Below are 12,335 nucleotides of genomic sequence, written 5' to 3' on the forward strand. Positions count from 1 at the left end.
GTCCGCCGTCGCGGTGCAGCCGTCAGCGGGCTGCTGATGGCCGGCGGGGCGAGCAGTGCGCTCGCCTGCAACGCTCTCGGCGCGGTGATCCATGACGTCCGATCAGCGATCTGACCACGACGCGTCTCTCGCGCGCGAGCCCGACACGGCTCAGGCTCGCACCGATGCGAACTTCCGCCCGGCCGACCACTTCGACTCCGACGGGTCTATCACGCAGCCGACCCTCGGCTTCACCGGCTGGGTCCGTTGGATGTGGCGCCAGCTCACCAGCATGCGCACCGCGCTGTTCCTGCTGCTGCTGCTCGCGATCGCGGCGGTGCCGGGCTCGCTCGTGCCGCAGCGCTCCTCCGACCCCAACGGCGTCACCCAGTACTTCATCGACAACCCGGACCTCGCGCCGCTGCTCGACAAGGTCCAGGCCTTCGACACCTACACCTCGGCGTGGTTCTCGAGCATCTACCTGCTGCTGTTCGTCTCGCTGATCGGCTGCATCATCCCGCGGACGAAGCACCACTTCCAGGCGATGCGCTCGCGGCCGCCGAAGACGCCGGCCCGTCTGCAACGCCTCGCCGGCTACACCGTCCGAGAAGTTGAGGGCTCCACTGCGGAGGAGGCGATCGAGGGCGCCCACGCGATGCTGCGCCGCGCCGGCTACCGCATCGAGCGGTACAACGATCCGCGCGGCCGCTGGTCGAGCGTCTCCGCTGAGCGCGGTTACCTCCGCGAGACCGGCAACCTGGTCTTCCACTCCGCCCTGGTCGGCATCCTCGTCGCCGTGGGTATCGGCGGTGGATTCGGCTACAGCGGGCAGCGTGTGCTGGTCGAGGGTGGTCAGGGGTTTGCGAACAACCTCGCGGCCTACGACTCGTTCAACCCGGGGCGCTTCTTCGACAGCAGCCAGCTCGACCCGTATCAGCTGAACCTCGACAGTCTGGCCGTCGAGTACGTGACCGAGCCGGGCGAGGCGTTCGGGCAGCCGATCGACTACACCGCGACCGTCACCACCACCCAGCGCGGAGGCAGCAGCGAAGAGCGCACCGTCAAGGTCAACGAGCCGCTGGCGATCGGGGGCACGAATGTCTACCTCCTCGGCAACGGCTACGCCCCGACGATCACGGTCCGCGACCCTTCCGGCACGGCGATCTTCACCGACTCGGTGCCCTTCCTCCCGACCAACGCGAACCTCACCTCGGTCGGAGTGGTGAAGGTGACGGACGGCCTTGCTGAGCAGATCGGCATGACCGGCTTCTTCTACCCCACCCAGGACCAGCTCGCGACAGGGGCATCGACGTCCGTCTTCCCGGACCTTCAGTACCCCGTGCTCTCGCTCAACGTGTTCTCGGGCGACCTGGGATTGAACGGCGGAGTGCCGACCTCTGTCTACGAGCTCGCCGTCGACTCTCTGACTCGACTGACCGGAGGCGACACCGGAGTAGCACCATTGACGCTGAAGCCGGGCGAGACCACGAACCTGCCCGACGGACTGGGCACCGTCACCTTCGAGAACGTCGGAGCCGACCCGGACGTCATCGGCACCGACAGCGTCCGCCGCTTCGCGTCCTTCGACATCCACCACGACGCCACCCAGGGCTGGGTGCTGCTCTTCGCGATACTCGTCCTCGCCGGGCTTCTCACGTCACTATTCGTGCCGCGCCGACGAGTCTGGATCAAGGCCACCCCGGCCGAGGACGGCTCGCTGCGCCTCGAGTACGCCGGACTCGCCCGAGGCGAAGATCCACAACTCGTGCGAACGGTTCGCACGGTCGCCGACCGACACGCGCCACTCGACTAGAGCGGGCTGCTCGCTGCCCTAAATCCCAACGACCTCGGGGCGTCTACCCATCGGGCGGTCCTGAGGAAGATGTAGTGCTCACCGTCAGGGCTGTTTTCACGCCTCGGATCTTTGTCCGTTCCGACGTCGTTTGGGCGCCATGGCGCCGGTGTCAGGTCGCTGGCGTGCATCCCGTGTAGGGATCCCCACGCGGAACGGTCGGATCACCGGGGTTGATCCGCCCCTCCCGTACAGGGCTGGATCAGCCCGTCAAAGGGCGCCCGTGGATTGTCTGGTCGCGAACGCGAGGTTGAGGAAGGGTAGATCGTCGCGTGCGATGACGGCCGTTATGTGGCGACCCTCGAGTTCGGCTCCGATACCGAGGACGTGAGCGTCGGTATCAAGTAGAACCCCGTTTTCCGGTCGACTGTCGACGCTGACTGCCACGCCACGCTCGACCGCAGCCGCGGTCGCTCCGCCTAGCAGTTCCCCTGGCAGCGTCCCTTGGACGCGCGTATCGCGGAATCGGTTCCTCAGCACGTGATTCACATGATCCGTCAGCGTTGATTCGATCGTTCGTGGACCGGGGTCCTTCGGGTCGATGAGCGTCGTCAGCACTGCTTCCCAGAGCATCGGGAACTGGAGTCGAGCTCTTATCTCCATAAGTCGTGCGGGAAGGGGGCGCACTGGTGGTTCGTCGAGCTGAGTGCGCAGCTCGCTGCTGATGTCGGCCAGGTTGGCGGGATCGTCTCGGTTCTCCGGTCGGCGCCAGAGGGTGTAGGTGATCGCCGCGGAGAGGTAGCGGCTCTGCTCGTTTGTGGTGTGCACGATCGTCCCTACAGCGATCTCTTCGACGGAGGGTTGCTGCTGCAACGTGAACAGCGCACCAGGGAATCGAGTGGTCACTTCATCAAGCGACGGCGGGTACGGGTCCTCAAGGCTGGAGTGCACGGCCTCAGCCTGTTCGAGCCACGGCAGCTTCGCAACGGGTCACTGGATGACGGAGTGGGTAGCCGCGTCGATGTGCTCTGAGCCCGATCCGCTCCGGCCTCGTTCAAGCACGTCAGGACCATGGAAGACGCCTGTCCCGTAAGGGGATCGCTGGCCGTGCGTCTGAGAGGATCAGCGCATGTTGCCGGATGCCGAGCTTGCCGCAGCGATCGAGGCCGTCGGGGTGCGGCGGCGTCATCCGGTTCCGGAGTACGACTACCGGATCGATGACGTGCGGCTGGTCGCTGGTCTGCTCGACTTTCGGCTCTGCATGTGCTCATCCAACCCGGAGCCCGCTGCCCCGCCAAGGCTTCGCGTGGTTCGGGTCGACGTCGCCCCGGGCGGGCACTGCTGGGCGGCTAGCTGTTTTCTCGTGTCGCCCGGCCGGGGTGGAGGTGCTGCTAGTTCTCCGAGCTTGCAGAGAGGGTGGAAGTCGTTCCTGGTGGGCGGTAATTGCCGGCGAGGTGGATGAGGTTTCGGGCTGGCATCCAGCCGTGCTCGCGGGTCTCGGTGTGGTTGAGGGTCTCCACGAACAGCTCGAAGTCTCGGTCGCCCTTCGTGTCGTGAATCCAGGCCAGGACCTCCTCGACCGAGTCGGCGTCCGTGATCCGCTGCGGGTCATGGGTCACCGCCAGCTCGTCATCGGCGCCAATCCAGAAGCAGACCCAATAGGTCAGCGGTTCCTCGCGCTGCGCGTCAAAGAACGCTTCGTTCCATTCGGCTCGCATCAGCCCTCCCGTGTCCATCTTGAAGATAGCTCTACCAGCGCCGCGGCGTCCGTTGAGGGGTCGTCAACCGGTCGCCCGCGAGTTGCGTACGCCGCTGTCGGTCCTCGCAGTCGCCTGCACACCTCTTCGCGTCACCGCGGCACTCGTGCAGACGACCGTGAGCATTTAGATGTTCAAGGTCCCCTGCACATGCGACGCGGGCGCCACTGAACCGTTCCGTAAGAGGATGGTCTTGCGGACGCTTGATCAGCCGGTCGTGGACGTGTCGAGTGCTGCGGCGACGGAGGCGCGGATCGCGTCGTAGTCGGGGTCTTCGGGATTGACGTCCGGCGGGGTGAGTTCGATGGATCCGATGGGCTGCGAGCGGGTCTTGAGAGCGAGCTGCACGAACTTGCCGAGCATGCCCTGTGGGATGTCGGTCTGGACGACGTTCGAGCCGGCGTCCGCGATGGCTTGAAACTTCAGCAGCACGTTGGCTGGGGCGAATTGGGTGAGGATCGCACCTTGTACTTCACGCTGTCGTTCCATGCGGTCGTAGTCGCCGCGAGCGGATCCGTAGCGGGAGCGGGCGTAGGCGAGGGCGTTGTTGCCGTCGAGGTGGTGCTTGCCGGGTTTGAGCCAGCCGTTCACTCCGACGAGCTCGCCAGTGTCGGGGTCGAGGACCCCGCCGAAGGGCAGGTCGTCCTCGCCGGTGTAGTCGATGTCGATGCCACCGAGCGCGTCGATGAGGTCCGCGAAGCCCTGCATGTCGATGAGGGCGTAGTACTGAATGGTCATGTCGAGGGCACCTTCGGCCGCATCGCGCATCGCCTCGATACCGGGGGCGCTGCCCTCAGCTTCGGCGTCCGGGTACAGCTCGGGGCTCTTCAGCTCGACTTCGGTGTAGATCGAGTTGAGCATGCACGGGTCGACGTTGCACTCGTTCCAGAGGTACCCGTCTGGATAGAGCTCGGCCATCGGTGATCCCTCCCGGAACGGTACGTCCCGGAGATCCCTGGGGAGGCCGACGATGGTTGCTGCGCCGGTGCTTGCGTCGATCGAGGCGACGGAAATGCTGTCGGGGCGCAGACCGTCACGGTCCCCGCCGGCGTCGCCGCCGAGCAGAAGGATGTTGTAGCGGCCGTCGACGGGCGCGGCCATCTGCCCGTCCCCGAACACGTTCGAGAGCAGCCCGCGGGAGATCCCGATCAGGTGGCTGCCATAGCCGGCCGTCCCCACCGACACCAGGAGGAGCGCGACGGTCGCTGCACTCAGCGCGGCGCGCGCTCGCGGCGCGACTCTCACCAGGCGGGCCAGCCTCAGGGTGTCGAGAGTGAGCATGAGCCAGAACGCCGCGTAGCCAAGGAGCAACGCCTGCGCGACGATCAGTGTCCCGTCGAGGGCGACGAGCGAGTAGAAGACCGAGGGCAGTAGCAGGAACAACGCCAGCGTCAGAGCCAGCACCGTCCAGAGCGCGAGGGTCGCTGCAAGACCGAAGCGCCCGAGGCGCCGCGAGCCGGCGAGGACCTGCGCCGATCCGGGGATCAGCACATTCAGGCCCAGCAGCCACCAGCCGCGACGGGTCATCACCGCTCGCGACGCCGTGTCCGGGTACCGCATCGGCAGTTGGACAACCAGGCGGTTCTTCGTCACTTCTCCGCTGCGCACGACGCCCTCTCCGAAACCGACCACTCACCGTAAGCCGCCACCCCTCACCTGCCGCTTCGACGCGCTGCCAGGAGCCACGTACTCCGCGCCATCAACGCGGACACACGTGCGACGCGGCTACGCGGTAGCAGCGGGCGCAGGGAGTCGGACCGACGCCGCTACCGCTAGGTTGTCGTCCTCCTCTTCGGAGAGCGTCTCCCGCAGAGACGCGACCGCACGCGCGTACCGCGAACGGGCGGTCGATACCGGGATCCTCAGCACACGACCTGCCTCGTTTATCGTGAGTCCTTCCCAGTGCACCAGGCTCACCACCTCGTGCAGCTTCTCCGGCAGTCGCAGCATCGCGTCACGAACATCGATCGCAACATCGACGGCCGCGGTGCTCGATGGAGCGATTACGTCCTCGAGAACCAGCGCGTCGGCTGTCTTCCGGACCGTGCTCGCTTTCCGGCGGTGGTTCGCGAGGGTGTGCCGGGCGGTGACGAACAGCCACATCCGCGCCCGCTCCGGCTCTCTCGGGATCGCAGAAATCCGCTTCCATGCCGTCAGGGCAGTTTCGCTGAGGAGGTCCGCTGCATCCTCGTGATGGAGGGTTCGGCGGAGGAAGTAGGCGAAGAGGTCGGCGGCGTTTGCTTCCATCGCGGCTCGAAGGCGCGTGGCGCGATCGTCGTTCTGCTTCCGGATCACTCTGCTGCTCCGCAGTCCAGAGAGGTTGCAATCGACACCCGCTCCTGGAAACCCGCGTCCTCTAGTGCGGCATGAACGGAGTCGCTGACGCTTGCGCCGATATCAGAGAGCTTTCTCAGCGCAGCGCTGGGCTCGCTCGGGGAATCTCCCTCAGAGAAGTGCCAGTAGTCGTCTGGCTCGGGTTCGAGGTTGTCCAGGTCGATGGCAGCCAGGGCTGCGGCGGCCGCGGCCATCCCCTCAGGAGAATTGAGGGTCCGTTTGGTCACGTCCTCGGGCTGCACCTGAACCGTCGCCGTGCAGCTCTCGCCATCGATGGTCACCGCGAACTCGCGGATATCGCTGCTGAGAATCGGGCGTTGCAGCAAGGGCGCCGCGACCGCGACACCGCCTACTCCCGCGACGATGACGCCGGCGATCACAGCAGCGATCCCGGCCTGCCGGCGGTGCCGCTGCTGTCGCGATGGCTCGACCGCCAGCATCAGCCGTACGGCCTCATCGGCGTCCTGCGGAGAAGCGGTCCGGTACGGGTTCGTGGCGTCGAGGTCGTTGATCGTGGGGCGAGTCATGGTGGTCCTCCAATGATGCGGCGTCATAGAGGACATGTCGCGAGGAGGACGAGAACGCGAAACCGCGACAGAAAAATGAGTCGCCGGGTGCCGCTGTCACGACGAGGGCGGTCGACCTCGTACCGGGGGATCCGTCTACAGAAGCCATGGCGGCGAAATCGGGTAGTCCGACCGGCTCGTCCACAACCGACGCGCCGGGAGCGTCAGTCGAGGGTCGGCTTCACTGCGGTGATCGCTTCTAGCGGGGATCGAGGCCCTGGAACGTGTTGGGGAAGTTGTCGAGCCAGCGCCATCGGTCGATCGGCCACGTGATCGCGACGGCTCGGCCGGTCACATTGTCGATCGGGACGAAGCCCTTGGAGGGCGTGCCCTGTTGGAGGCGAGAGTCGGCGGAGTTCCCCCGGTTGTCGCCCATCACCCAGAGCCCATCGGGCGGCACGGTGACATCGAACGGGATGCTCGACGCCGCCGGTGCGTTCTCCCCGCCCTTGACGTACGAGGCCTCATCGAGGGGCTGCCCGTTCACGGTCATCTGCCCCAACGGTGTGCAGCAGACGACGTGATCGCCAGGAAGCCCGATGAGCCGCTTGATGAGGTGATCGTTCGTCTCCTCGGGCGCCAGTCCCACCGCCTGCAGCGTGTTCTCGAACAGCCCGGCCACGGACGTGTCCTCAGTCTGCGGGACGGGCTGAAGCCATCCGCCCGGGTCCTTGAACACGATGACGTCTCCGCGGGAGAGGGGCACGACGTGGGGGACGAGTTCGTTGACGATGATGCGGTCGTCTTGCACCAGCGTGTTGTTCATCGAAGACGACGGGATGTAGAACGACCGCACGAGGAACGTCTTGACCAGGCTGGACACCAGAACCGCCACCAGGACGATGACCACCACGTCTCGCAAGAACAGCAGCGCCTCGTGCCGCCGCCGCTGCGGCGGCCGTCGGCCGGTCAGGGGCACGGAGTCGGCCGGCGTCGTCATGCTGAGAAGGCTACGTCCACGGATCCTGCTCGAAAGACCACCTCTCGATCAGCGAAGCTCGCCACCGCAACGGCTGAGGTCGCTTCTACGTGAACCAGCACTCATATCCTCAGATACTCATTTGAGTTGACGGGTGGCGCCCATCTACAAGATGGAGCCTCGGGCGGATGACCGCAGAGCTGCTCCCGTCTGAGACGATCGGGCCGGATCGGACACCACTGAGCATGAGCACGCCACCGAAAGCAGCAGCACTCGCCCGAGACGCTGCGGCACGCACCGATGACGCCGCCCTGATGGACGGCGCGCGGCGAGGCGACCGGGCTGCGTTCGGCCGGCTCTACGACCGGCACGCGGCGACGACCTACCGCTACGCCCTCAGCATCGTCCGCGCGCCCACCGACGCCGAAGACGTCGTGCAAGATGTGTTCCTCACCACGTGGACGCGGATCAACGACGTCGCGATCGTGGATGCGTCCGCCCTTCCGTGGCTGCTCACCACCGCGCGGTTCACCGCGCTGAATCTCGTCCGAACCAAGACCCGTGCACGTAACCGCACCGAAGACGCGGACCTGTCCCTGCACTCAGACCGACGCGGCATCCCTGACGAGGAAGTCGAGAGGCGTCAGCTCGCCGGAGCGATCGAGGAAGCCGTCTCCGAGCTCTCCGACACCGATCAAGCGCTGTACTACCTCTGCATCGAGCAGGGCAGCAGCTACGCCGACGCCGCGAAAGCGCTCGGCTCCACCCACGGCGCCATCCGCAACCGGCTCAGCCGACTCCGGGCCACGCTTCGCACCACCCTGCGCCCCTTCGAAAGGGAGAACTGATGACCCACGACCTCGGCCCCACCACGGAACAGCTCACCAGGATGCGCGCCACCATCCTCACCGACATCGCTACCCGCCACCGCTCCACCAAGCGCCGACGCCTCGTCGGGCTCGGCCTCGCGGCCGTCGTCGCGATCGGCACCAGCGCTGCCGCGATCGCCGTCACGCAGGCCAGCAACGACGAAGCCAACACGAGCTTCGACTGCTACTCCGTCGCCAATGTCCGCGCGGACCACACCACGAGCAGCCTCGTGGACGACGACCGCAACGCATTCGAGCTGCTCCCCTTGTCGGAGCGGGTCGCCGCCGCCATCGAACGATGCGAAGCGAGCTGGAGCGCCGTCCCCGACGAGCCCTACCCGGGGAGCGGACCCATTGACGTACCCAACCCGACTGCCTGCGTCCTCGCGGATACCAGGCTCGGGGTCTTCCCGAACAGATCGGGTCAGCCCACCGGCCCGTTTTGCGAAGGACTCGGCCTTGCAGCGCCGGCAGTCGCGGAGCCTGCCGACTGAGCCGACCCGAGGCGAGTGCGTCACGTCCCATTTAGGGATCGCTTAGTGGGGCGTCCCGTTCATCGCGTCCTGATCGTGCCCGGGCACGATGTCCGGGTCCTCGTGGCGGGCGTCGCGCAAGGGGGAGAGCAGGACGATGAGGTCGGCTGCCGTGAAGGCGATCGCCGCTGTTCCGATCGTCAGTTGGTATCCCCAAGCGGTTACGAGGACGCCGGTGAGCAGTGCGCCGAAGAGGAACTCGACGCGATTGGCTGTCATCTTTCGGCCAGTCGCCGTACCTAGTCAGCCTACGAAGCGGTTGTGGCTCAGAAAGCCATCACCTCACGTAGTCGGACGAAGCTCGCAGGTGATGTTACCAGTCGTCCCCCAGCTTACGAGAAGCGTCTGCTTCGGTTTTCCGTGACTTTTCAGGTTGCGTATGAGCATCGCCCCCTCCTTCACCTGATGCAAAGAAAAGAACCAGCAGAACAAGGGTGGAAACTACTGCGCCAGCGATTAAAAAGTATCCATCCAGACGAGCAAAGGACATGTCGCTCGTGAGGATATTCCTATCTGTGGCTGGTTCCGCAAATTTGGATGTTGCCGTTCCAAACATGACTAGAATTCCGATGCCGCTTGCTAGTGCCCATGCGAGGCGAGAAGGAAGAGTTCCACCGTCCTTCCTGCGAACTATCGCTAGCCAGAGTACCCAGATAAAAAATGGCAGAAGTATGGCCATGAAGAAACAAGTTGTCATGCTAGTTACCCGCCGCCTTAGTTACTGAACCATCCGAGCAGCCTATTCCAGAGGAGCTTCTCTCCGCTCAGGCTGCGTCCCCCGCGGGTTTCGCACGTCTCCCTCGGGTCCCACATGTAGATGGAGGACATGACTCCCACGATGGGCCCAAGAGGGGCGAAGACGATGGGCATCATTCCATCTGGCCGCGGGAACTCTCCAACGTTCATCGGGACATCATGCACTGCGCTCCACCAGATTGACCAAGAGTCGAAACGTCACGCGCGGCATCGAGTGCCCCGCGTGGAGGTCACCGCGCAGCGACAGAGAGGTTCAGCTCCTCACCGACACGCAGAATCTCGTCAGAAGGGAAGCGGAACGGGTTGAGGTAGAACAGGTCATCGGCCGTCATGCCGAATCGTGCCGCGACGTCCTCTGCGAGGTCGTTGCGAGCGACCATGTACGACGTCGGCACTCCGTCCGTCGACGTCGTCTCGCCGCGCGCTGCTGCACGTGGGCCGGCGTCCTGGGCGACGAGATCGCTACGTTGAGGCTTCACGCTCCATTGGACGTCAGCGACAGCAATGATCTTCGTCGCGCAGTCGAGCTCGCTCTGATGCTGGGTGGTGATGACGAGCTGATCGATCGCTGTCGGGTCGCCGTTGACATCTGCGAGGTTCCGCCACGCTTTGTAGGGCTTCCCTGACTCCGCATCCGCGAGATACATCGGGAAATCGACGTCGAAACAGGTGGCACCTGCATCGACGGGATCCAGGGCCGCCATGATCGCGACGAAACCGGAGGAAGATGCTGTCGCGGCGGGAATCTCGAGCTCGTCTGACGCAAGAGCAAGCCGACCATCGGCAGCACTTAAACGGACGGTGCCGGCCGTCCCATCGCTCCCCGCGAACGTTGCCACGCCAAGATCACCGGTTAGCGCTGACTCGGAGCTGTCGTCCGTTGACGGCACCGGAGCCGGCGGTATCGGCTGAGGTGTACATCCCGTGACGGCGATCAAGCACGCTGCCAGTGCGATGGTGCTTCGGGCCTTCGAGAATGTCCCCACAGGCCCAGGGTATGCGACGTCCCACTCGTTTCTTTGAAGAGTCAGGACGCCGGCGTGAGCGGCCCGGTCGTGAAGTCACTGCGACCGTCCCCGCCGCAGACCTCAAAATGGGCCGGAGTGTCGATTCCTGGGCCGGCGCCGTCTGAGGTGATGAGCACCCGGACAGTCGTTGCGGTCGTCGGCGTGCAGTCGTACGCGCCGACCGCCGAGAGCTGGCCCTCCGCCTGCGCCGACTCACCCGGAGCAAGAGCCCCCGGGAACGCTTCCGCACCCGACGTGCCGGCACTGGTGAGCTGCGTGCCATCGGCGCCGAGCATCAGAACGCCCGGCCACCCGAAGAACGAGCACGCCTGATCCGAGGCGTTCGTGAGCACGATCGCAAACCCTTCCTGGCCCGCCCCGGAAAGCTCGGGCCGGTCCTCCACCGTGGCCGTGAGCTGCGTGTCCTGGCATGGGTCCTCTGGCCACACCGGACCGGCCGCTTCCCCCTGCGCAGTCGCGGTCGGCGTGGGAGTAGTCGAGGCGGTCGACGTCGGAGTGGCGGTCGCGCTCGACGCCGGTGCGGCATCCGATGTCGACGCCGGAGCCCCCGTCGTCGAACCGGCGCAACCGACGAGCGCAAACTCGGGAAGGGAGAGCAGCAAAGCGAGGGTGGAGCGGCCGGTCCGAGTCGTCATCATCCGGCGAATCTACCCTCGACAGATCGATCCGAGTGAGCCGATCTATGAGCCGTCGACGGCGTTTTCCTCTCCCGCCCGGCTCGGGTGTCCGGTCGGGGATCGTTCATCGCGTCAGGTCCGTTGAGCGGGTGCCGAGCGCCTTGACCCCTAGGTGGTCAGCGGAGGCGGAGAGCCTTGGGCGCTCGGAGGAGAGCGATGAGCGAGAGTGCGAGCGCGAACGCGAGACTGATCGCGAGCGGTCCGTTGATAAGGAAGACGACCCCGGCGCTCGGCACGTTCCATCCTCCGAGGAAGATGACCAGAGCGATTGTGAGGTAGCAGGCGTACAGCGTCGTGCAGGCGACCGAGGTCCTCCACCACGTCGTCCACCGAGCGAAGAGGGGCGGCAGCGCGAGAAAAGCCCACAGCAGGATCCGCACCAGACCCGAGCTGGAGTCGCTGAATGAGTCGGCGGAGAAGTCTCGGGCGAAGAGGTCGATCATGGCGAACACGGCAAATGGGCTTGCGAGGACGGCGGCGACGAGTTGTAGGACCTTGGAGGACATGAGTGGGCTGGGTCGGCTCGGGCGTCGAGCATTCGTGTCCTGCTGTTCCAGCGCGGTCCGAGCGATCATGACGGGATCGCCGAAGGAGCTGTCGATTTCGGGACCGTCGGCCATGTCGGCAGCGTGATCGGAGGCCTCTCGGAGGAGGTTGCGGCGTGATCGCCGCGGCAGCACGGCCAGCTCGCGCCGCAACTGGGCCTGGTAGGTGCGACGAGTGTCGGGGGTACGTGTCGTGGTCATCAGTGCGTCTCCAAGAGGGTGTCGACGGTGGTCCGGAACGGCGCCCAGGCCGAGCGGAACTCCTCGAGCCGGGCGCGACCCGCGGGAGCGAGGGAGTAGTAGCGCCTCTGTCGTCCCTGACTCGACTCGGTCAGCTCGGTCGACACGAAGCCCGTATCGCGGAGGCGTGAGAGCAGGGGGTAGAGGGTGCCTTCGCCGGCGAGCATCCCTTGCTCGCTGAGCGTGTGGGCGAGGTCTCGCCCGTACTTCGGCTCGCCGGAGATTGCCGCGAGGACGCAGAACTCCAGAACCCCCTTTCGGAGGTTCGTGAGGATCTTCTCGGTGTCGGTCGCCATGCCGACACTATGCCTTGTGTCGCAAGGCCTGGCAATACCCAGTG

At 65.6% G+C, this 12,335-nt stretch carries 14 protein-coding genes; 3 read left to right on the plus strand and 11 right to left on the minus strand.

The window, feature by feature from the left end:
- Positions 1-91: 91 nt before the first annotated feature.
- Entirely contained in the window at positions 92-1,792 is a 1,701-nt protein-coding gene (locus tag C5C37_RS02020) for a cytochrome c biogenesis protein ResB (RefSeq protein WP_104338366.1), read from the plus strand.
- A gap of 249 nt (positions 1,793-2,041) precedes the next feature.
- On the opposite strand, the gene C5C37_RS02025 is transcribed toward C5C37_RS02020, so the two are convergent.
- The 6 genes from C5C37_RS02025 to lepB form a co-directional block, all read right to left on the minus strand.
- The gene (locus C5C37_RS02025; protein WP_146085164.1) at positions 2,042-2,677 is read right to left on the minus strand and encodes a hypothetical protein; all 636 of its coding nucleotides are present in this window, start codon (positions 2,675-2,677) and stop codon (positions 2,042-2,044) included.
- 485 nt (positions 2,678-3,162) lie between these two features.
- Complete coding sequence (locus C5C37_RS02030) at positions 3,163-3,507, minus strand: hypothetical protein (RefSeq protein WP_104261691.1); 345 nt, start codon at positions 3,505-3,507, stop codon at positions 3,163-3,165.
- Positions 3,508-3,735: 228 nt separating this feature from the next.
- A complete protein-coding gene (locus tag C5C37_RS02035; protein ID WP_308471046.1) occupies positions 3,736-5,121 on the minus strand; it encodes an LCP family protein in 1,386 nt (461 codons plus the stop codon).
- Positions 5,122-5,253: 132 nt separating this feature from the next.
- Positions 5,254-5,823, minus strand: a complete 570-nt coding sequence (locus C5C37_RS02040; protein ID WP_219814457.1) for an RNA polymerase sigma factor — start codon at positions 5,821-5,823, stop codon at positions 5,254-5,256.
- On the minus strand, positions 5,820-6,389 hold the full coding sequence (locus C5C37_RS02045; RefSeq protein WP_104338367.1) for a hypothetical protein: 570 nt from the start codon (positions 6,387-6,389) through the stop codon (positions 5,820-5,822). The genes C5C37_RS02040 and C5C37_RS02045 overlap by 4 nt, the downstream gene beginning before the upstream one ends.
- Before the next feature lie 238 nt (positions 6,390-6,627).
- Positions 6,628-7,368, minus strand: coding sequence for a signal peptidase I (gene lepB / locus C5C37_RS02050; protein ID WP_104338368.1), 741 nt, complete (start codon positions 7,366-7,368; stop codon positions 6,628-6,630).
- Positions 7,369-7,535: 167 nt separating this feature from the next.
- On the opposite strand from lepB, the gene C5C37_RS02055 reads away from it, so the two are divergent.
- Together C5C37_RS02055 and C5C37_RS02060 are read left to right on the plus strand one after the other, a co-directional pair.
- Entirely contained in the window at positions 7,536-8,195 is a 660-nt protein-coding gene (locus C5C37_RS02055) for an RNA polymerase sigma factor (RefSeq protein WP_104338369.1), read from the plus strand.
- Entirely contained in the window at positions 8,195-8,710 is a 516-nt protein-coding gene (locus C5C37_RS02060; RefSeq protein WP_104338370.1) for a hypothetical protein, read from the plus strand. Before C5C37_RS02055 ends, C5C37_RS02060 begins: the two co-directional genes overlap by 1 nt.
- A 42-nt stretch (positions 8,711-8,752) precedes the next feature.
- On the opposite strand, the gene C5C37_RS02065 is transcribed toward C5C37_RS02060, so the two are convergent.
- From C5C37_RS02065 to C5C37_RS02085, 5 genes are all read right to left on the minus strand, one after another.
- Entirely contained in the window at positions 8,753-8,968 is a 216-nt protein-coding gene (locus C5C37_RS02065) for a hypothetical protein (RefSeq protein WP_104288531.1), read from the minus strand.
- 767 nt (positions 8,969-9,735) lie between these two features.
- Complete coding sequence (locus C5C37_RS02070) at positions 9,736-10,344, minus strand: hypothetical protein (RefSeq protein WP_104338371.1); 609 nt, start codon at positions 10,342-10,344, stop codon at positions 9,736-9,738.
- A gap of 188 nt (positions 10,345-10,532) precedes the next feature.
- Positions 10,533-11,171 carry a DUF4232 domain-containing protein gene (locus tag C5C37_RS02075; protein WP_104338372.1) on the minus strand — a complete coding sequence of 213 codons (639 nt, stop codon included), beginning with the start codon at positions 11,169-11,171 and terminating at the stop codon, positions 10,533-10,535.
- A 155-nt stretch (positions 11,172-11,326) separates the two neighbouring features.
- Positions 11,327-11,956, minus strand: a complete 630-nt coding sequence (locus tag C5C37_RS02080) for a hypothetical protein (protein WP_104297783.1) — start codon at positions 11,954-11,956, stop codon at positions 11,327-11,329.
- A complete protein-coding gene (locus tag C5C37_RS02085) occupies positions 11,956-12,291 on the minus strand; it encodes a PadR family transcriptional regulator (RefSeq protein ID WP_104338373.1) in 336 nt (111 codons plus the stop codon). Before C5C37_RS02085 ends, C5C37_RS02080 begins: the two co-directional genes overlap by 1 nt.
- Between the last annotated feature and the right edge of the window lie 44 nt (positions 12,292-12,335).

The sequence above is a fragment of the Rathayibacter sp. AY1F9 genome, from assembly GCF_002932155.1.
Classification (GTDB): Bacteria; Actinomycetota; Actinomycetes; order Actinomycetales; family Microbacteriaceae; genus Rathayibacter.